Source organism: Leifsonia sp. McL0627, assembly GCF_058244615.1.
Genome location: NZ_JBZCGM010000005.1, coordinates 1 through 18,922 on the forward strand (window position 1 = coordinate 1; position 18,922 = coordinate 18,922).

Genomic DNA, 18,922 nt, shown 5'->3' on the forward strand with positions numbered 1-18,922 from the left:
TCGCCGCTTCCGGCTCGCAGCGGCGCCTGCTGGTCTGGAGCGCGCATCCCGCCGAGCAGAAGGTGCTCGCGCCGACGACGCTGGCCGGCGCCCTTCCCGCCTCTACCGCATCCACTGCCGGTCTCGGCGTCTACTTCAATGACGCGACCGGCGCCAAGATGGACTACTACCTCAGCACCAAGGTCGAGGCGGGCACCGCCATCTGCCGGGTCGACGGCAAGCCGACGAGCCGGATCAGCGTCACCCTGACCAACAAGGCGCCGGCGGATGCAGCCGCGATCCTCCCCGACTATGTGACGGGCGCCGGGACGTACGGGGTTCCGCCGGGCAGCATCCGCACGCGGGTCGCCGTCTACGGCGCCACCGACGGTCTGCTCGTGTCGACGACGAGCGATGGTGCCTCGTATCCGACGATCTCCGGCATGGACGACAAGCGCCCGGTGAGCGTCTTCACGGTCGAGCTCGCGCCCGGACAGTCGAAGACGGTGACTGTCGAGCTCCTGAATGTGAAGCAGACCGAGCCGGGGATGGACGTCGCCGTCACCCCGACGCTGCCGCGTACGTCCCCCGATGTGGGGGCATCAGGACGCGTGTCGATCATTGCCCTGGACTGTGCCGCGACTGTAAAGTGAGGAAAAGTCAATTTAGACTTTCCCGGTGACCCTAGCCGGCCTCCCGAAAGGCTTCCCGAATGGCCAAGAAACTTCTCGCAGCGCTGATCGTCGGCGCAGCAATCGCCCTCGCGGCGCCCGCCGCCGCCAACGCCGTCCCGTACACCCACGGCGGCGACTGCAGCATCGCCCCGTCCACCGTCGCAGCAGGCGGAACGAGCACCATGACGTGCGCCTCCGGAACGTTCAAGCCGTCCGAGGGCGTGCAGTACGTCGTCTCCGGCAAGGATGCAGGCAAGGCCACCGTCGTCTCCGATCCAACGGCCAACAGCCTCGGCGGATCGCAGCTCCAGATCACCGTCCCGTCCGACGCGACCGGCGCATACACCGTCACGGCGACAGGCTCGGCGAGCCAGGCGGCCTCGGCGGTCACCGTCACGGTTCTGCCCGCCGACGTTCCGGCCTCCACGTCGAGCACGGCCTTGACGGTCTCGCCTCCACCGGCTCGACCATCGGCTGGTACGTCGCCTGGATCGGCGGAGCGCTCGTCGTCCTCGGACTGATCGTGCTCTCGCTGATCGCGGCGGCACGCAGGCGCGCACACCAATCCTGAATCGACGAACACAGCGAACAACTGAATAACGGCACGGAACGGGTGCGGCTCACAACGGCGTGAGCCGCACCCCTTCACGTGTGAGGGAATCGCCGGACGGCGACCGCGGTTGTCCTTGAGGTGACCACGCCCAACGCCATCCCCCTGAACGTCCTCGACCTCGCCAGCCGCCCGTACGGAGGCACGAACGCCGACGCGGTGGCCGGCACCATCAGCCTGGCGCAAGCGGCGGAGAGGCTCGGCTACCAGCGGTTCTGGGTCGCGGAGCACCACGGTATGCCCGCCATCGCCTCCAGCGCGCCCGCCGTTCTGATCGCGGGCATCGCGGCGGCGACCTCGCGCATCCGGGTGGGCAGCGGCGGCGTGATGCTGCCGAACCACGCGCCCCTCGTCGTCGCCGAGCAGTTCGGGACGCTGCGGGCGCTCTACGGCGACCGCATCGACCTCGGGATCGGCCGGGCGCCCGGCACCGACGGCGCCACCGCGATGGCCCTCCGCCGCAGCACAGAAGGCCTCGGGGTCGACGACTTCCCCCAGCAGCTCCTCGACCTGCTCGGCTTCTTCCACGGCGGCATGAGCGACTCGAACCCGCTGCACACGATCACCGCCATCCCCGGTCTCGGCGACGCACCGCAGGTGTGGCTGCTCGGGTCGAGCGGCTTCAGCGCGCAGGTGGCCGCGGCCCTCGGCCTGCCGTTCGCGTTCGCGCACCACTTCGCCGGCGACCACACCGAAGAGGCACTCGACCTCTACCGGTCACGCTTCGAACCGAGCGACTCCCTCCGCGAGCCGCACACGATGATCGCGGTGAACGTGGTCTCCGACGACGACCCGGAGGTGGTCCGCGCGCTCTCGCTCCCCGGCCAGCTGTCGTTCCTCCGGATGCGGATGGGCGCCAAGCCGCAGCCGGTGAGTGTCGAGGAGGCGCTCGCGTACGAGTTCAGCCCGTTGGAGGAGGAGTTCATCGCCGCCAGGAACGGCAGGCAGGCGATCGGGACGCCGCCGGAGGTGAAGGCCAGGCTCGACGCCCTGCTCGCCTCCACCGGTGCCGATGAGCTCATGATCTCGTCCGGAGCGGCGACGATCGACGGGCGCATCCGGTCGCTGGAGGTGGTGCGCGAGGTCCTCGGCGACCGCGCCGCCTGAGCCGCACCCGACCGGCGCCGCGACTTCTACCGCACGCGTGGCGGTCTGCGCCAGCACATGTCGACGAATGACAGAGTGTTGCGCTATCCGTCACACGCCGTGCTGCGCATCGTGAGCCTCTTCCCTAACGTGGTCGGACACCACCCGTCCTGCCACCCCCGAGGAGCTCCGTATGCGTTCGCGCACCCTCCGCACCGTCATCGCGACCACCGCGATCGCGCTCACCACAGCCCTGGCCTTGTCCGCTTGCGCCGGATCGTCCAACGGATCGTCCGCGTCGTCCGGTGAGAAGGTCACCGGCGGCACGATCGTCTACGCCCACCAGCAGGAGCCTGCCTGCGTCTTCGGCGGCTGGATCGAGCAGGCATACCTCTCGTACCAGGTGCTCGACAACCTCACGTCACTGGATGCGGACCACAAGGTGGTCCCGTGGCTCGCCACCGCGTGGAAGCAGTCCACTGACGGCCTCACCTGGACGTTCACGCTCAAGAAGGGCGTGAACTTCACGGACGGCACCCCGGTGACCGCCGCCGCCGTCGCGTACAACTTCGACTACTGGGTCAAGGGCGGCAACAGCACCGCCAAGGTCTGGCTCGGCGGCTACTACTCGTCGGCGAAGGCGGTCGACGACCAGACCCTGCAGGTGAACCTCTCCAAGCCGTATCCGCGGCTGGCGGACAATCTCAGCCAGGGCTACTTCGGCATCCAGTCGCAGCACGCGCTGGAGACCCGCACCAAGGAGCAGAACTGCGAGGCGCCGATCGGTTCCGGTGCGTTCGTGGTGAAGAAGTGGAACCGCGGGCAGGACATCATCCTCACCCGCAACGACAAGTACACGTCGTGGCCGGCCAACGCGAAGCACACCGGCCCTGCCTACGTCGACGAGGTGGACTGGAAGTTCGTCGCCGACCCGACCACCCGCGTCGCGGCCCTGCAGAGCGGCCAGGTGGATGCGATCTACGACGTCCCGGCCATCCAGTGGAAGACGCTCAAGGCGGGCGGGTTCCAGCTGGACAAGTACGTGACGCCCGGTCGCCCGCAGCAGATCTCGTTCAACACGCAGCAGGGCCCGTTCACCGATGAGAAGGTGCGCCAGGCGTTCGCGTACAGCCTGAACCGCAAGCAGATCGTCGACACCATCGGCCAGGGCGTCATCCCGGTCGAGGGAAACGGCGGCGTGAGCCAGGCGACCCCCGGATACAGCACGAAGGCCGCCGACTGGTACTCCTACGACACGAAGAAGGCGAACGCGCTCCTGGATGCGGCGGGCTGGTCGCAGAAGAACGACAAGGGCATCCGCGTCAAAGACGGCAAGGCGCTCAGCGTGATCCTGCCGTACGGCGCCGGTTCCATCATCAACTCCGACGGTGCGGCGATCCTGCAGGGCGTGAAGGAGCAGGCGTCGAAGGTCGGCTTCGACGTGCAGCTCATCCCGGTGCCGCAGAGCGAGTTCTTCGCCGGCAAGTACTCCACGCCGCAGGATCACGACCTGAGCGTCGGATACTGGACGGCCGTCACCGCAGGCATCCTCTACATCAACTGGCGCCCGTCGACGGCCGACGACCCCAACTACTCCAACTCGGCCTTCTATAACGACCCGACGCTGGAGCAGTACATCCTCGACGGCAACTCGGCGACGACAGTGGATGCGCAGAACGCGTCGTACGTGAAGGCGCAGGACTACATCGCGGAGCACGCCCTCTCCATCGGCGTGTACGACCGGCTCAGCACGCTCGCCGTCTCGCCGAAGCTCAAGGGCGTCTGGCAGGAGCACGCCCAGGGAGGACCGACGTTCTATGACGCATACCTCACCAAGTAGCGAGACCGTCGCGGCGGCCGCCCCGGTCGGGGCGGAGCCGCGCCGGCCGCAGCGCGCCAGGCGCGTCCTGCTCACGATCGGGCGCAAGGTCCTGTCGGCCGTCGTGGTGCTCTGGGGTGCCGCCACCGTCGCGTTCTTCGCGCAGCTCGCGCTGCCGGGGGACAGGGCCACGGCCATCCTGAACATCCGGGCGGGCCAGGCGCAGCAGCGCACGCCCGCCGAGCTCGCGCAGATCAACGAGCAGTACGGCCTGCACCGGCCGGTGATCGTGCAATACCTCGACTATCTGCGCGGCCTGCTGGCCGGCGACTTCGGGTCGTCGTACCAGCAGTACCGGCCGGTCACCGCGATCATCGGCGAACAGCTCGGGGCCACCGTGACCCTGTCGCTGACGGCGATCGCCTTCGCCTGGGTGCTGATGGTCGTCTGGGTGACGCTCACGGCCGGCCGCGGTCCGCGGACCGGCGCGCTGGGATCGACGGTGGATGTCGTCGCCGCCGGTCTCCCCGCATACTGGCTCGGCATCATCCTGCTGCTCGTCTTCGGGCTGGGGTTGCGCTGGTTCCCGATCATCGGAGGGACGGGCGTGAACGGGCTCATCCTGCCGGCGCTGACCCTCGCCATCCCGCTCGCCGGGTTCATGGCGCAGAGCACGAGGGCGGAGTTCGAGCGCGCGCTGGAACAGCCGTTCGTGCTCTCCGCCAGGATGCGCGGCATGGGCGAGTGGGGCATCCGGGTGCGTCACGTGCTCCGGCACGCGGTCATCCCGGCCATCACGCTCTCCGGCTGGGCGCTCGGTGCGACCCTCTCCGGTGCGGTGATCGTGGAGTCGATCTTCTCCCGCCCCGGCATCGGCTCTGTGCTGGTCGGTGCCGTGAACAACCAGGATCTGCCGGTCGTCGTCGGCATCGTCACTCTCGTCGCCGTCGTCTATGTGATCGCGAATCTGCTGGTCGACATCGTGTACACCATCATCGATCCCCGCTTGGAGCTGTCATGACAGCACTCGGTTCCCTGTCCGTCGACAGCGGAGCACGCGGCACCCGTGCCGGTGCCGCCGCCTCAGCGCTCGCGCGCCGACCGTGGGGGCTCTACGTCGCCGTCGCGTTCGCGCTGCTGCTCGCAGTCGCCGCCTTCGCGCCGCAGGCGCTCACCGTCCACGCGCCGACCGCCATCGACTACGGCGCAGCCCTGCAGCCGCCGTCGTTCGCCCACTGGTTCGGCACCGACGAGTCCGGTCGCGACCTCTACACGCGGGTGGTCTGGGGGGCCAGGGAGTCGCTGCTGATCGGCCTGGGCGCCGCAGCGGTCGGTGTGATCACCGCGCTGATCCTCGGCTCCATCGCCGCGCTCGGCCCGAAGCCGGCCGCTGTGGTGGTCGACCGGTTCGTCGAGGTCATGTTCGCGTTCCCTGCCCTGCTGCTCGCTCTGCTCCTCATCGCCATCGCCGGTCCGTCGGCCACCACCGAGATCTTCGCGGTCGGCCTCGGCACGGCGCCGGGATACGCCCGGATGATCCGCGGCCAGATCCTCGGCGCCAAGAACTCCGGATACGTCGAGGCGGCGACAGCCCTCGGGCACTCGCGCTGGCGCATCATCCGGGCGCACATCCTGCCGAACGCGCTGCGCCCGCTGGTCGCGGTGTTCGCGCTGTCGGTCGGCCAGTCGATCGTCTGGGCGTCCAGTCTGTCGTTCCTCGGCCTCGGCGTCGCGCCGCCGTCGTCCGAGTGGGGCGCCCTGCTCGACGCCGGCCGCGCATACATCACCCAGGCCTGGTGGCTCGTGGTGGTGCCTGGACTGGTCATCGTCGCCGTGGCGCTCGCCGCGACCACCATCGGCCGCCACCTGCAGCTCCGCCTCGAGAAGGGAGAACGCTGATGAGCGTCACCCAGAGTCCAGCGACCGCCGAGAGCAGCGTCGTCGACGAACTGGACTGGCCGGCCACCCGGCTGCGCGTGCAGAACCTGAGCACGGCGTTCCGCATCGACGGCGTCGTCCGCCCGGTGGTCTCCGGCGTCTCGTTCGATCTGCTCCCCGGTCAGTGCGTGGCGATCGTGGGCGAGTCCGGATCCGGCAAGTCCGTCACCGCGCGCTCGATCGTCGGTCTCGCCGGCCGCAACGCGATCGTCGAGGCGGACGTGCTGGAGATCCACCACGAGGACGTCCGGTCGTTCAGCCCGCGGCAGTGGCGGCGCATCCGGGGCCGTGACCTCGGCTTCGTGCTGCAGGATGCGCTGGTCTCGCTCGACCCGCTGCGTCCGGTCGGCAAAGAGATCGCCGAGGCGCTCCGCCTGCACGGCTGGGGCGACCGCGCCGCCAGGAAGCAGCGGGTGCTCGACCTGCTCGAACGGGTCGGCGTTCCGTTCCCCGCGATCCGCGCCAAGCAGCGCCCTGACCAGCTCTCCGGCGGCCTCCGTCAGCGTGCGCTGATCGCGTCCGCCATCGCGCTCGACCCTGACATCGTGATTGCAGACGAGCCGACCACGGCCCTCGACGTGACTGTGCAGTCGCAGGTGCTCTCCCAGCTCGAACGCATGAAGGCCCGTGGGGCGTCCGTCATCCTGATCAGCCACGACCTCTCCGTCGTCGCCAGGCTGGCCGACCACATCCTGGTGATGCGCGGCGGCGAGGTGCTCGAACAGGGCAGCATCGCCTCCGTGCTCGGTTCCCCGGAGCACGAGTACACGAAGGCGCTGATCGCGGCCGTCCCGAGCGAGGCGACCCGTGGCACACCGCTCAGCCCGGCGTCTGCGCCGTTCCCCGAGGCGCAGCGACGGGATGCCCAGGCCGCTTCGGAGGCGCAGGTCCCCGTCATCAAGGCCACCGACCTCGTCAAGCGCTTCCACACGGCAGACGGCACCGTCACGCGCGCCGTCGACGGCGTCTCGTTCACGCTCGCAGCGGGAGAGACCCTCGGCATCGTGGGGGAGTCCGGCTCCGGCAAGAGCACGACGGCCAGGCTCGCCCTCGGCCTGGAGAGCCTCGACGGAGGAGACGTGCGGCTGCTCGGCCAGCCGTGGTCGAGCCTGAAGGAACGGAAGCGCCGGACACTCCGGCCGCGCATCTCCGTGGTCTACCAGGACCCGCTGAGCTCGTTCGACCCGCGCTGGAACGTCGAGCGCATCCTGCTCGACGCGCTGCGGGGCGAGCGATTCCCGAACGTGGCGGCCAGGAAGGCCAGGGTCGTCGAGCTTCTTCGCCAGGTCGGGCTCCCTCCCGAAGTGCTCGGCCGGTTCCCGCTGCGGCTCTCCGGCGGCCAGCGACAGAGGGTCGCCATCGCACGTGCGCTTGCACCCCGGCCCGCCGTGATCGTGCTCGACGAGGCCGTCTCGGCGCTCGACGTCACCATCCAGGCGCAGATCCTCGACCTGCTCGTCGTCCTCCAGCGCGAGTCCGGTGTCGCCTACCTGTTCATCTCCCACGACCTCGGCGTGATCAGCCATCTGAGCGACCGCGTGCTGGTGATGAAGGACGGCGTCGTGGTCGAGCAGGGGAAACCTGACGACATATTCCTCCACCCTCAGCACCCGTACACGCGAGACTTGATCGCAGCGATCCCCGAATTCGACCCGGCCTCGTTCGCCGGGCAGCAGAGCAACAGCGCGCGAGCCGCGCAGGAAGGCGCCTGAGACCATGCCAGAGCGCAAACAGCTTTTCCTCAACCTGTTCGAAATGGCCTGCGTGAGCCACATCACCCACGGCCTCTGGCCCCTGCCCGGCAACAACAGGGAACGCTTCGCCGACCTCGACTACTGGACAGAGCTCGCGCAGATCCTCGAGCACGGCGGCTTCGACGGCATCTTCCTCGCCGACGTGATCGGCGCCTACGACGTCTTCCGCGGCGGCCCGGAGACGGCGCTGCGCGAAGGCCTGCAGAGCCCGAACATCGACCCGCTGCTCCTGATCCCCGCGATGGCGGCCGTCACCAAGCGGCTCGGCTTCGGCGTCACCTTCTCGACCACCTATGAGCCGCCGTTCGCGTTCGCGCGGCGCATGTCGACGCTCGACCACCTCACCAAGGGACGCGTCGGCTGGAACGTCGTCACGTCGTACCTGCCCAACGCCGCCCGCAACTTCGGGCTCGACGGCGAGGTGCCGCACGACCTGCGCTACCAGTACGCCGACGAATACCTGGACGTGCTCTACAAGCTCTGGGAGGGCTCGTGGGACGACGACGCGGTCGTCGCCGACCGCGAGCGCCGGATCTTCACCGACCCGTCCAAAGTGCGCTATATCGACCACGTCGGCGATCGGTTCTCCGTGGCGGGGCCGCACATCGTGCATCCATCGCCGCAGCGGACGCCCGTGATGTTTCAGGCGACCGGTTCGCCCGCCGGCATCGAGTTCGCCGGACGCCACGCGGAGGTCGTCTTCACGGGCGGCCGCACCAGCGAGGAGTTCCGCAGCAACGCCGACGGGATGCGCGCCGCCGCCGAGCGGCACGGCCGCAGCCGCGACGCGGTCAAGTTCATCGCGATGGCCGGCGTGATCGTCGGCCGCACCGAGGAGGAGGCCGCCGACAAGTGGCGCCTCTACCAGCAGCACTCCAGCCTCGACGGCATCCTCGCCCACAGCAGCCTGCCGGTCGACCTCACCGCGTTCCCGCGCGACATCACCGTGCGCGAGGCGCTGTTGCGCGCGGAGTTCCCCGCGGAGCGCGTGCCGTTCCTGCCGTTGGACAGGACGGTCGGCCAGGCCCTCGACTTCATCGGCGGCAACCGCGGCGACCGCTTCCTCGTGGTCGGCACGGCCAAGACGGTCGCCGACGAAATCGAGCGCTGGCTCGACGAGGACGGCCTCGACGGCATCAACCTGCGTCAGTATCACTCGTTCGACACCGCCCGCGACTTCGCGGAACTGGTGGTGCCCGAGTTGCGGAAGCGCGGCCGTCTGCCGGAGGAGGGGTCGCATCCTGGAACGCTGCGCGAGCGCCTGTTCGGTGCGGGCAACAGCCGCCTGCCGGACGAGCACATCGGCACCCGCTACCGGGGAGGAGCCAACCTGGACAACCCGGTCGAGCCACTTCGGCTCGCCAAGGCGAACGTGGCGTCGTTCTGATGGCGACCCGCCCCATTTCGGTCGTCGGCGTCAGCGGCAGCCCGACGCATCCTTCGCGCACCACGGTGCTGGTGCGCGAGGTGACGGAGTCGTTCGCTGCCGCCGTCGGCGGCACGGCCACCACGGTCGAGCTCGCCCCGCTGCTCGGCCAGCTGAGCCTCGGCCCGTTCCGCAACAGCCTCGGCCCGGATGCGGTCGCCGCCCTCGAAGCGGTCGAGGCTGCCGACATCGTGGTCGTCGGCTCCCCGGCCTACCGGGCGACCTATACCGGCCTGTTCAAGCTGTTCTTCGACCATGTCGGCCAATACGCCCTGGTCGACAAGCCGATCGTGCTCACGGCGACCGGAGGCAGCGAACGCCACGCGCTGCTCGTCGAACACCAGATGCGTCCCCTGTTCGGCTTCTTCCAATCGCTCACGCTTCCCCTCGGCATCTACGCGAGCGAGCGCGACTTCACCGACTACGCGGTGAGCTCCGACGAACTCCGCTCCCGCATCGACACGTCGATCGCGCGGACGCTGCCGTACATCCGCACCCACATCGACCCGCGGGTGCAGGCGCCCGAGGCCGAGTTCGCGCGGCCGGACGCCTTCTAGAGGGGCGGCGAACCGCGGAGACCGACCGAGAAACAGAAATGCCGGAGCATTCGCATGCTCCGGCATTTTTCTGTCGGGGTGACAGGATTTGAACCTGCGACCTCTTCGTCCCGAACGAAGCGCGCTACCAAGCTGCGCCACACCCCGATGGCCGTAAAGGCCTCCATAAGAATACACGAGCTTCGGGGGTGCTCGTGACCACCTGGTGGATGGTCGCGCCGCCGAGAACGGCTACGGCGCCGCCGTCAGCGTCACCAGCGTCGCCTCAGGACGGCACGCGAAGCGCACCGGCGCGTAGATCGACGTGCCGAGCCCCGCGGAGACGTTGAGGAACGCCGAACGGAAGGCGTGGCGCCAGATGCTGAGACCCTTCACCTGGCTGCGCGGGATGTCGCAGTTGGTGACCAGGGCGCCGAAGCCGGGCACGCAGACCTGGCCGCCATGCGTGTGGCCGGCGAAGATCATCGAGGCGCCGTAGGTGACGAACGCGTCGAGGACGCGGCGGTAGGGCGAGTGGGTGACACCGAGCGTCACCGTCGGGCGCGCGGGACGCTCCGCGTCGTCCGGCCACAGCGAGTCCTCCGCGTACGGATCGTTCTCGCGCAGCTCGTCGAGGGCGCCGGGGATGGCTTCCACTCGGTCGAAGTGGATGTGCGGGTCATTGACGCCGAAGAACTCCAGGTGTGTGCCACGCACCTCCAACGCGCCGGCCGCGTTGTTGAGGTCGAGCCAGCCGAGGCTGCGGAAGTAGGCGGTGAGGGCCGCGTTGTCGAGGCGCGGGGCAGTCGACGGCTTCTTGGTCGACGGGCCGACGAAGTACTTGAGCGGGTTCTTCCGCTGCGGGCCGAAGTAGTCGTTCGAGCCGTGCGCGAAGACGCCAGGGATGCCCTGGAACCGCTGGAAGGCGTACTCGATGCCGGTCTGCCCGTCGGCGTGGCCGAGATTGTCGCCGGTGTCGACGATCAGGTCGGGCTTCAGGTCGGCGAGCGACCTGACCCACTCCTGCTTGTCACGCTGCCAGGGCGCCATGTGCAGATCGGAGAGATGCAGCACGCGGATCGACTCTGCACCGGCCGGAAGCACCGGGACCGTGACGCGCCGAAGCGTGAACAGGCGTCGCTCGACGAGCGAACCCCACGCGAACGCCGCCGTGCCGGCCGCGGCGAGCACACCGAGTGCTGTGCCCGCCGCGTGCAGGCCGGAACGGCGCGCCACTACTTCCCTACCCCGGGGCTCGGCGCTGCCGCGGCGACCTTGAGCGTGACCGCCGACCCCGGTTTGACCGGGGTGCCAGCGCCAGGATCCATCGCCTCGACGAGCGCATCCTTGTTGTTGCCGCCGGTGACCTTCACGCTGAACTGGCTGAGAGCCTTCTGCGCGTCGGACAGCTTCTGGCCGACCACGTTCGGCAGCGGTACGAGTGCGCCGTTGCTGGTGTAGATCGTCACGCCGTTGCCCTTGGTGACCGCGGTGCCGGCGGCAGGATCGGTGCCGGCGACGGTTCCGGCGGGGGCCGCCGAGTCGGCCGGGCCGCCGTCGATGCCGTCGAGTCCGAGGCCGTTCAGGATGGACTTGGCGTCGGCGGGCGACTTGCCGGTGAGGTCGGGGATGGTGACCTGGACGCCCTGGAGGAGCTTGCTGTCCGGCCTCGCGAACGCGTCACCGCCGTATTTGTTCACTGCGGAGGTCATCATCGCGTTCATGACTCGGGTGCGAGCGCTGGCGGGGGAGGTGCCGTGCGTGGGATAGATCCTGCGCATGTCGGTTCCGCCGACGATGTTGCCGACCCAGTACGCGCCGGCGACCTTCGTCGTGGCGGCGACCAGCCAGAGCTGCTTGTTGTCGTCCGTCGTACCGGTCTTGCCGAGCATGTCGACACCGGTCGTGTTGGTTCCCTGCGCGGTGCCGTTCTCGATCGGCCCCTTCAGCGCGTATGCCATCGCATTGGCCACGGCCGGTTCGACCGACTGCGTGCACTTGGTGGCAGGGGGAGCGATCTCCTTGCCGACAGCGTTGACGATCTTGTCGATCGCGACGGGCGTGCAGGTGAGGCCGTTGTTCGCGATGCCGGCGAACGCCGTCGCCATCGTGAGGGGAGCAATGTTGTTGGTGCCGAGCACGGAAGCCGGGTTGCTCGCGAGCGGCTTGCCGGCAGCGTCGTGGACGCCGAACGCCTCAGCGTCGTTCTTGATCTGACACAGGTCGAGTTGGGACGCCATTGCGACGAACGCCGTGTTGATCGACTGTGTCGTCGCGCTCTGCGCCGTGCGGTAGCCCTCTTCCCCAGGCGAATCGTTTGTGGGGCGCCACGTTCCGCCGCCGACATCGGCGCAGGAGTTCTTGAACTGCGACAGGTTGTATGTGCGCACGTTCGCGTTCACGGACTCGTACAGCGAGTGGCCTTCCTTCAACCACTCGGCCAGCGTGAAGACCTTGTACGTCGACCCAACCTGGAAGCCGTTGGAGCCGCCGTAATCGAGGTCGGTGCTGTAGTTCACCGAGGTGTACTCGGGGTTCTGGAGCACGTCCTGGTCTTGGCTGTAGAGCTTGTTCTGTGCCATGTACAGCACGCGGCCGGTGCCGGGCTGCACACCAACCAGCGAGCCACCCAGCTGCACGTCGCCGTACGACCGCGGCACGTAGCTCGCCATGGTCTCCTCGGCCGTCTGCTGCAGGGTCAGATCCAGCGTCGTGTAGATCTTGTATCCGCCGCGGTTGAAGTTCGCGACGCGGGTGTCCTCATCGGGCCCGAACGACGGGTCGTTCTTGAAGATGCGCTGCACGTAGTCGCAGAAGTACGCCGACCCTCCTGCTGTCTGGCAGCCGCGCTCCGACGGAGTGATCGCCGGGGTGACCGGTGTCTTCACAGCTTCGTCGTACTGTGCCTTGGTGACCTTCTTGTACTGGTACATCTTCTGCAGGATGTAGTCGCGACGCTCTTTGTTCTTCGCGTAGCCGTTGGCCGCGCCGTTGGTCTTGCTGTCCGGGCTGTCGATCTTGAGCGTGGTCGGCTCGTTGACGATCGCGATCAGACTCGCGGCCTGCGCGGGCGTGAGCGCCGCGGCCGTGGTGTTGAAGTAGTACTTCGCCGCCGCCTCGATGCCATAGACCGAGCCGCCGAAACCGGCGATGTTGAGGTATCCGGCGAGGATGTCGTCCTTGGAGTACTTCTTCTCGACGCCGATCGCGTACTTCATCTCCTTGACCTTGCGGTCGGGCGAGACGCCGGTGGAGTCGTCGACGCAGGTCTGGTACTTGGCCTTCTGCTCCTTGGACTTGACCGGCATCGCCTCGCACTTCTGCAGCAGGACGTTCTTCACGTACTGCTGCGTTATGGAGGAGCCGCCCTGCACGTCGTGGCCGACGACGGTCGACAGCACACCGCGCATGGTGCCCTGGATGTCGACGCCGCCGTGCGAGTAGAAGCGGGGGTCCTCTCCGGCGATGGCTGCGTCTTTCGCGGCCTGGGAGATCTGGCTGAAGGTGACGGGAAGACGGTTCTGCGAGTAGAAGGTCGCGAGCTGGACGTCCTGGTCGCCGTTCTTCGCGTAGATGGTGGTGGGCTGTGCGAGCTGGCCGACCTCGAGATACTCGGGAAGGCCCTCGAAGACGCCGATGCTGTCGTTGGCGGCCATCCCCGTGACCGCGATCGCGGGCGTCACGGCGGCCGTGACCAGGAGGCCGGCGACGGCACTCATGCCGACGAAAGCGCCGACGGCGCCGAGCACACCTCTAGCCCGTGGTTTTTTGGCAGACATAGGATCAGGTTAGGTGATAAACCTGATAAACCCCCCGAACGCAAGGAGCACAATGCCGCGCTGGGAATACCTCACGACGCCTCTGATCGTCCACAACACCGCCGCGATCCTCAACAACTGGGGTTCCGAGGGGTGGGAGCTGGTGCAGGTCGTCACCGGTCCTGAGGGCGGCCTCGTCGCCTACCTCAAGCGTCCGGTCATCGACGGGGGCGACGCCTGATGGCCGCCGTCGAAGCCCGTCTCGCCGAGCTCGGGATCACCCTTCCGGATGTGGTTCCCCCCGTCGCCGCGTACACGCCGGCCGTGGTCGACGGCAACCACGTCTTCACCTCCGGCCAGCTCCCGATGGTTTCCGGCGCCCTGCCGGCCACCGGCAAGGTCGGCGACGGTCACGGCCTCGTCCCGGCCGACGACGCCAAGGCGTACGCCCGGATCTGCGCCCTGAACGCCCTCGCGGCGGCCAAAAGCGTCATCGGCTCGCTCGACAGGGTGACCCGCATCGTCAAGGTGGTCGGCTTCGTCGCGTCCGACCCGTCCTTCACCGGGCAGCCGGGCGTCATCAACGGGGCGTCCGAAGTGCTCGGCGAGATCTTCGGCGACAGCGGCGTCCACGCCAGGTCCGCCGTCGGGGTCTCCGTGCTTCCGCTCGACTCACCGGTCGAGGTCGAACTGATCCTGTCGTTCGAGTAGCCGAGCGCTCCGCCGTTCACGGAAATGCCCGCATCCACAGTGGATGCGGGCATTTCGCGTTCAGCAGGGCGCGTCGAGGCCGCTAGGAGAGCTTGCTCTGAATCGAGCTCATCACGGCGGTGTCGGCGAGCGTGGTGGTGTCGCCGACCTCGCGGCCCTCGGCCACGTCGCGCAGCAGACGCCGCATGATCTTGCCGGAGCGCGTCTTCGGCAGCTCGTTGACGATGAAGATCTCGCGCGGACGGGCGATGGCCCCGATCTGCTCGGTGACGTGCTTGCGCAGCTCGGCTGCCACATCCATCGACTCGGCGTTCTCGAGCTGGTTCTGCTTGATGATGACGAACGCCACGACGGCCTGGCCGGTGGTCTCGTCCGCCGCGCCGACGACCGCAGCCTCCGCCGTCAGGGGATGCGCGACGAGCGCCGACTCGATCTCCGCCGTCGACAGGCGGTGGCCGGAGACGTTCATCACGTCGTCGACACGGCCCATCAGCCAGATCTCGCCGTCCATGTCGTAGCGGGCTCCGTCGCCGGCGAAGTACTTGTCGCCGAACTTCTCCCAGTACGTCTCTTTGAACCGTTCCGGGTCTCCCCAGATGCCGCGCAACATGCTCGGCCACGGCTCGGTGACGACCAGCAGGCCGCCCTGGTCTTTGCCGACGGGCACGCCGGCCTCATCGAGGATGTCGATCGAGATGCCGGGGAGCGGAACTTGGGCGGACCCTGGCTTCAGGGTGGTCACGCCGGGGAGGGCAGACACCATGATCGCGCCCGTCTCGGTCTGCCACCAGGTGTCGACGATCGGCGTCCTGTCCCCGCCGATGACGTCGCGGTACCACATCCACGCCTCTGGGTTGATCGGCTCACCGACCGAGCCGAGCACGCGCAGGCTCGACAGATCGAACTTCTGGGGGTGCTGACGGCCGATCTTCATGAACGAGCGGATCGCGGTCGGCGCCGTGTAGAAGATCGAGACCTTGTACTTCTCGATGATCTCCCACCAGCGACCGGGGTGCGGCGTCTCCGGCGTGCCCTCGTAGAGCACCTGCGTCGCTCCGTTGGCGAGCGGGCCGTAGACGACGTAGCTGTGGCCGGTGATCCAGCCGACGTCGGCCGTGCACCAGTAGACGTCGGACTCCGGGTGCAGGTCGAAGACGTTCTTGTGGGTGAACGCCGTCTGCGTGAGGTACCCGCCCGACGTGTGCAGGATGCCCTTCGGCTTGCCGGTGGTGCCGGAGGTGTACAGGATGAACAGCGGCTGCTCGGCCTCGAACGACTTGGCGACGTGATCGGCGTCGACCTGGGCGATCTCGTCGTGCCACCAGAGGTCGCGGCCGGTCGTCCACTCCACGTCGTTCTCGCCGCGCTTGACCACGAGGACGTGCTCGACGGTTGTCTCGCCGGACGCGAGCGCCGCATCCACGGCGTTCTTGAGGGGGAAGACCTTGCCCTTGCGCCACCCGCCGTCGGCGGTGATGACCAGCTTGGCCGAGGCGTCGTCGATGCGCGACCGCAGGCTCTCAGCGCTGAAACCGCCGAAGACGACGGAGTGCACGGCGCCGATGCGGGCGACGGCCAGCATGGCGATGACGGCCTCCGGGATCATCGGCAGGTAGATCGCGACACGGTCGCCCGCTGTGATGCCGAGGCTGGTCAGCAGGTTGGCCGCCTTCTTGACCTCCGCCGTGAGCTCGGCGTACGTGATCGAACGGCTGTCGCCTGGCTCGCCCTCCCAGTGGATCGCGACGCGGTCGCCGTTTCCGGCGAGCACATGCCTGTCGAGGCAGTTGTATGCCACGTTGAGTTCACCGTCGTCGAACCATTTCGCGAACGGCGGGTTGGTCCAGTCGAGCGTGCGCGTGAACGGCTTGTGCCAGTGGAGGAGTTCCCGGGACTGGTCGGCCCAGAATCCGGGGCGGTCTTCGGCGGCCCGCTCGTAGAGTTCGGCTGTCGCGACCGCGTTCGCCGCGAACTCCTGGCTCGGCGCGAAGCGTCGTGCTTCGTGAAGCAGATTGTCGATTGTGTTGCTCATGGGGAGTCTGTTCGCTCCTTTGCGATGCTGAATGGTCAAGTCGTGGCGCGACAATGGATGACTCTACAACCTGGCAGTGACCTCGGGATGAAGACTTGCGTTTGCATTGATTCTGCGTAAACTAACTCTCGGCCGAATATTAATTCTGGCGTGCGGCGCAAACGATTCCCCCCAATCATGCGCCGCAGTGGCCGCACCTGTTCCCCCCAATAGGTGCGGCCCCCCTTTTTTTAACCGGCCGGTCGAGCCCGGACACCGGTCGCAGCCCTCCACAGGGCGGACGCTTCCAGGGACTTTCCACCGGTTCTTGCTCTCAAGCTCGCGCGTGTTGGGCCTTCCGTAGCGTCGCGGTATGAGAAAGAAACGTGTGGGTTCGGGCGTCGGTGCTTGGCGTGACGTGGCTGGTGCAGCGGATGCGACGGTCGCGCGTGCTGGACCTCGCTCGCCGTCTGCGCACCCCGGTCTCTGGCAGACCTTCGGGCCGCTCGCACCGTATCTTCTTCGCGACGACATCACCGACCTCTTCATCACCGCGCGCGGTGAGCTCTGGGCGGACGGCGGAGCGCACGGTCTCCGCCGCGTCGACGGGTGGCATTCGGACGAGCGCGCCAGCAGAGACCTCGCCGTCCGTCTGATCGCGGCCGGCGGCCGGCACATCGACGAGGCGACCCCGTTCGTCGACGTACGGCTCCTCGACGGCATCCGGGTCCACGCCGTTCTCCCTCCCGTCTCGACGACCGGGACACTCCTGTCGGTGCGCATCCCGAGCCGGCAGGTGTTGCGGCTGCCCGACCTGCTCGCCGGCGGGGCGATCTCCCGCGCCTACGCGGACACCCTGCTGCTGGCGATCGAGGAGCGCGCCAACCTGCTCATCACTGGAGCGGGCGGTGCGGGCAAGACCACCCTGCTGGGAGCGCTACTGTCGCACGCGCCGCCGACGGAGCGGATCGTCACGATCGAGGATGTCGCCGAGCTCCGGATCGCCCACCCGCACGTCGTCGGCCTGCAGTCCAGACAACCCAACCTGGAGGGCGCTGGCGGGGTCGACCTCCGGCGGCTCGTCCGGGAGGCGCTCCGGATGCGTCCGGATCGGCTCGTCCTCGGAGAGTGCCGGGGTGCCGAGATCACCGACCTCCTCGCCGCGCTCAACACCGGGCACGACGGGGGAGCGGGGACGCTGCACGCCAACTCCATCGGCGACGTCCCCGCCCGGCTCGAAGCGCTGGGCGCGCTGGCAGGACTGAGCGAGCACGCGCTCGCCAGACAGGCCGTGAGCGGCATCGGGATGCTCGTGCACGTCGAACGCGTCGGCGACGTGCGCCGGGTGGCCGGCTTCGGGCGGCTGACCCTTGGCGGCGACGGAAGGCTCGCCGTCGTGACGGAGGGCCTGGAGGTGAGGGATGCGGTGGCCCAGGTGGGATGAGCGTCGCGGTGGTGCGCGTGGTGCGCGCGGTGCGCGCGGTGCGCGGGCGCAGCCGGGTGACGATGCCGAGCGGCTCGCGGAGGTTGTCGAAGAGCTGGTCGCGCTGACGGAGGCGGGAGTGACGCCGGAAGCGGCGTGGGGGTACCTGCGGGAGTTCTCCGCGCATCCACTGGTCGGGCGGGTGGCCGGAGGGATCGCGGCAGGCGAGCGGATCGGGGAGGCGCTGACGCAGGCGGCTGGCGCGGCGGCTGTTGAGCCCTCGCGGGCGCTGGCGCGGTCGCAGTCACGCCCCGGAGCGCGGTCACGGCCCGGAGCGCGGACGGGGGTGGCGGCGCGGGCGAGGTCGCCCGCAGACGGCTCCGTCCGGGTGCTTGCCGCGGTCTGGCACGTCGCCGATGCGGCAGGCGCTCCTCTGGGCGCCACGCTGCGCTCACTCGCGCGAGCGCTCCGAGACAGAGCAGAAACCGAGCGCGAGATCCAGGTCGCCTTGGCAGGACCGCGCGCCACGGCGCGGCTGGTCTCCTGGCTGCCGGTCGTCGGCATGGTCCTCGCCGTGGCGATGGGAGTCGACCTGGTCGGAACGATGATCGGATCGGCGGTCGGCTGGGGTCTGTCGGGCGGCGGCGTCCTGCTGCTCGTCCTCGGCCGGCAGTGGATGCAGGTGCTGATGCGTCGTGCTCAGCCCGGCTCGGATGTGCCTGGTCTGCGGCACGACCTCATTGCGGTCGCGCTGAGCGGAGGGCTCGGCGTGCAGAGCGCTCTGATGCTCTGCGACGAAGCGTGGTCCGGCCCGGAGGGCTCAGGGCTCGGCGGGGGCCTCCGGGCAGCTGGGACAGGCCGGTCGGGTGAGGCGGCCCGGGCCGGCGGGACGGACGAGGATGACAGGCTGGATGCGGTCCGCATCCTCGCCCTGGCGCAGCGCGCCGGTGCGCCCGCCGTCGACCTGCTGAGGAGCGCGGCAGCCCAGGCGAGGCGCCGACGGCGCCTGGAGGGGCGAAGCGATGCCGCAGCACTCGCCGTCCGGTCGATGCTTCCCCTCGGGGCGTGCGTGCTCCCGAGCTTCATGCTCCTCGGGGTGGCGCCGATCGTGTTGTCGATCGTCTCCTCCACAGTCGGCGCCTTCTGAAGGTTCTCCACCGATCTGCAGAACACGCGGCGGCCGGGAGGGCATCCGAC

The 18,922-nt window shown here is 68.7% G+C and carries 15 protein-coding genes, 1 tRNA gene and 1 pseudogene; 13 read left to right on the forward strand and 4 right to left on the reverse strand.

What is annotated here, in order from left to right; translation table 11 throughout:
- From AC37TH_RS15370 to msuE, 9 genes and pseudogenes are all read left to right on the forward strand, one after another.
- Positions 1 to 632, forward strand: a pseudogene (locus tag AC37TH_RS15370) (DUF4012 domain-containing protein); the annotation flags it as partial.
- A gap of 59 nt (positions 633 to 691) precedes the next feature.
- The gene (locus AC37TH_RS15375) at positions 692 to 1,174 is read left to right on the forward strand and encodes a hypothetical protein (protein WP_490765227.1); all 483 of its coding nucleotides are present in this window, start codon (positions 692 to 694) and stop codon (positions 1,172 to 1,174) included.
- Between the two features lie 170 nt (positions 1,175 to 1,344).
- Positions 1,345 to 2,370, forward strand: a complete 1,026-nt coding sequence (locus AC37TH_RS15380; protein ID WP_490765228.1) for an LLM class flavin-dependent oxidoreductase — start codon at positions 1,345 to 1,347, stop codon at positions 2,368 to 2,370.
- 172 nt (positions 2,371 to 2,542) lie between these two features.
- Positions 2,543 to 4,189 carry an ABC transporter substrate-binding protein gene (locus tag AC37TH_RS15385; protein WP_490765229.1) on the forward strand — a complete coding sequence of 549 codons (1,647 nt, stop codon included), beginning with the start codon at positions 2,543 to 2,545 and terminating at the stop codon, positions 4,187 to 4,189.
- A complete protein-coding gene (locus tag AC37TH_RS15390) occupies positions 4,167 to 5,189 on the forward strand; it encodes an ABC transporter permease (protein ID WP_490765230.1) in 1,023 nt (340 codons plus the stop codon). The genes AC37TH_RS15385 and AC37TH_RS15390 overlap by 23 nt, the downstream gene beginning before the upstream one ends.
- A complete protein-coding gene (locus AC37TH_RS15395; protein ID WP_490765231.1) occupies positions 5,186 to 6,067 on the forward strand; it encodes an ABC transporter permease in 882 nt (293 codons plus the stop codon). The genes AC37TH_RS15390 and AC37TH_RS15395 overlap by 4 nt, the downstream gene beginning before the upstream one ends.
- The gene (locus AC37TH_RS15400) at positions 6,067 to 7,818 is read left to right on the forward strand and encodes a dipeptide ABC transporter ATP-binding protein (protein ID WP_490765232.1); all 1,752 of its coding nucleotides are present in this window, start codon (positions 6,067 to 6,069) and stop codon (positions 7,816 to 7,818) included. Before AC37TH_RS15395 ends, AC37TH_RS15400 begins: the two co-directional genes overlap by 1 nt.
- A 4-nt stretch (positions 7,819 to 7,822) precedes the next feature.
- Positions 7,823 to 9,247 (forward strand): LLM class flavin-dependent oxidoreductase, encoded by a 1,425-nt coding sequence (locus AC37TH_RS15405; protein ID WP_490765233.1) that lies wholly within the window; start codon positions 7,823 to 7,825, stop codon positions 9,245 to 9,247.
- Positions 9,247 to 9,843: an FMN reductase gene (gene msuE, locus AC37TH_RS15410; protein ID WP_490765234.1), complete on the forward strand. Its 597-nt coding sequence runs from the start codon at positions 9,247 to 9,249 to the stop codon at positions 9,841 to 9,843. The genes AC37TH_RS15405 and msuE overlap by 1 nt, the downstream gene beginning before the upstream one ends.
- A gap of 73 nt (positions 9,844 to 9,916) precedes the next feature.
- On the opposite strand, the gene AC37TH_RS15415 is transcribed toward msuE, so the two are convergent.
- From AC37TH_RS15415 to AC37TH_RS15425, 3 genes are all read right to left on the reverse strand, one after another.
- Positions 9,917 to 9,990: transfer RNA gene (locus AC37TH_RS15415), tRNA-Pro, on the reverse strand.
- Between the two features lie 84 nt (positions 9,991 to 10,074).
- Positions 10,075 to 11,058, reverse strand: a complete 984-nt coding sequence (locus tag AC37TH_RS15420) for a metallophosphoesterase (RefSeq protein WP_490765235.1) — start codon at positions 11,056 to 11,058, stop codon at positions 10,075 to 10,077.
- On the reverse strand, positions 11,058 to 13,601 hold the full coding sequence (locus AC37TH_RS15425) for a transglycosylase domain-containing protein (protein ID WP_490765236.1): 2,544 nt from the start codon (positions 13,599 to 13,601) through the stop codon (positions 11,058 to 11,060). Before AC37TH_RS15425 ends, AC37TH_RS15420 begins: the two co-directional genes overlap by 1 nt.
- Positions 13,602 to 13,653: 52 nt before the next feature.
- Between AC37TH_RS15425 and sp36 the strand changes: the two genes are divergently transcribed.
- Together sp36 and AC37TH_RS15435 are read left to right on the forward strand one after the other, a co-directional pair.
- On the forward strand, positions 13,654 to 13,821 hold the full coding sequence (gene sp36, locus AC37TH_RS15430) for a Sp36 family protein (protein WP_490765237.1): 168 nt from the start codon (positions 13,654 to 13,656) through the stop codon (positions 13,819 to 13,821).
- A complete protein-coding gene (locus tag AC37TH_RS15435) occupies positions 13,821 to 14,291 on the forward strand; it encodes a RidA family protein (protein WP_490765238.1) in 471 nt (156 codons plus the stop codon). The genes sp36 and AC37TH_RS15435 overlap by 1 nt, the downstream gene beginning before the upstream one ends.
- Positions 14,292 to 14,373: 82 nt before the next feature.
- Here AC37TH_RS15435 and acs read toward each other — a convergent pair whose 3' ends face one another.
- Positions 14,374 to 16,323, reverse strand: coding sequence for an acetate--CoA ligase (acs, locus tag AC37TH_RS15440; RefSeq protein WP_490765239.1), 1,950 nt, complete (start codon positions 16,321 to 16,323; stop codon positions 14,374 to 14,376).
- Positions 16,324 to 16,675: 352 nt separating this feature from the next.
- Here acs and AC37TH_RS15445 point away from each other — a divergent pair, with 352 nt between their 5' ends.
- Entirely contained in the window at positions 16,676 to 17,746 is a 1,071-nt protein-coding gene (locus tag AC37TH_RS15445) for a TadA family conjugal transfer-associated ATPase (RefSeq protein WP_490765240.1), read from the forward strand.
- Positions 17,724 to 18,872 (forward strand): type II secretion system F family protein, encoded by a 1,149-nt coding sequence (locus AC37TH_RS15450; protein WP_490765241.1) that lies wholly within the window; start codon positions 17,724 to 17,726, stop codon positions 18,870 to 18,872. The genes AC37TH_RS15445 and AC37TH_RS15450 overlap by 23 nt, the downstream gene beginning before the upstream one ends.
- Positions 18,873 to 18,922: the final 50 nt, after the last annotated feature.

What these genes read in the sequence shown, in the direction of transcription:
- AC37TH_RS15375 (WP_490765227.1), top strand. Translation starts at nt 692, where the DNA reads ATGGCCAAGAAACTTCTCGCAGCGCTGATCGTCGGCGCAGCAATCGCC.
- AC37TH_RS15385 (WP_490765229.1), top strand. Translation starts at nt 2,543, where the DNA reads ATGCGTTCGCGCACCCTCCGCACCGTCATCGCGACCACCGCGATCGCG.
- AC37TH_RS15390 (WP_490765230.1), top strand. Translation starts at nt 4,167, where the DNA reads ATGACGCATACCTCACCAAGTAGCGAGACCGTCGCGGCGGCCGCCCCG.
- AC37TH_RS15395 (WP_490765231.1), top strand. Translation starts at nt 5,186, where the DNA reads ATGACAGCACTCGGTTCCCTGTCCGTCGACAGCGGAGCACGCGGCACC.
- AC37TH_RS15400 (WP_490765232.1), top strand. Translation starts at nt 6,067, where the DNA reads ATGAGCGTCACCCAGAGTCCAGCGACCGCCGAGAGCAGCGTCGTCGAC.
- AC37TH_RS15405 (WP_490765233.1), top strand. Translation starts at nt 7,823, where the DNA reads ATGCCAGAGCGCAAACAGCTTTTCCTCAACCTGTTCGAAATGGCCTGC.
- msuE (WP_490765234.1), top strand. Translation starts at nt 9,247, where the DNA reads ATGGCGACCCGCCCCATTTCGGTCGTCGGCGTCAGCGGCAGCCCGACG.
- AC37TH_RS15425 (WP_490765236.1), bottom strand. Translation starts at nt 13,601, where the DNA reads ATGTCTGCCAAAAAACCACGGGCTAGAGGTGTGCTCGGCGCCGTCGGC.
- sp36 (WP_490765237.1), top strand. Translation starts at nt 13,654, where the DNA reads ATGCCGCGCTGGGAATACCTCACGACGCCTCTGATCGTCCACAACACC.
- AC37TH_RS15435 (WP_490765238.1), top strand. Translation starts at nt 13,821, where the DNA reads ATGGCCGCCGTCGAAGCCCGTCTCGCCGAGCTCGGGATCACCCTTCCG.
- acs (WP_490765239.1), bottom strand. Translation starts at nt 16,323, where the DNA reads ATGAGCAACACAATCGACAATCTGCTTCACGAAGCACGACGCTTCGCG.
- AC37TH_RS15445 (WP_490765240.1), top strand. Translation starts at nt 16,676, where the DNA reads ATGAGAAAGAAACGTGTGGGTTCGGGCGTCGGTGCTTGGCGTGACGTG.
- AC37TH_RS15450 (WP_490765241.1), top strand. Translation starts at nt 17,724, where the DNA reads ATGCGGTGGCCCAGGTGGGATGAGCGTCGCGGTGGTGCGCGTGGTGCG.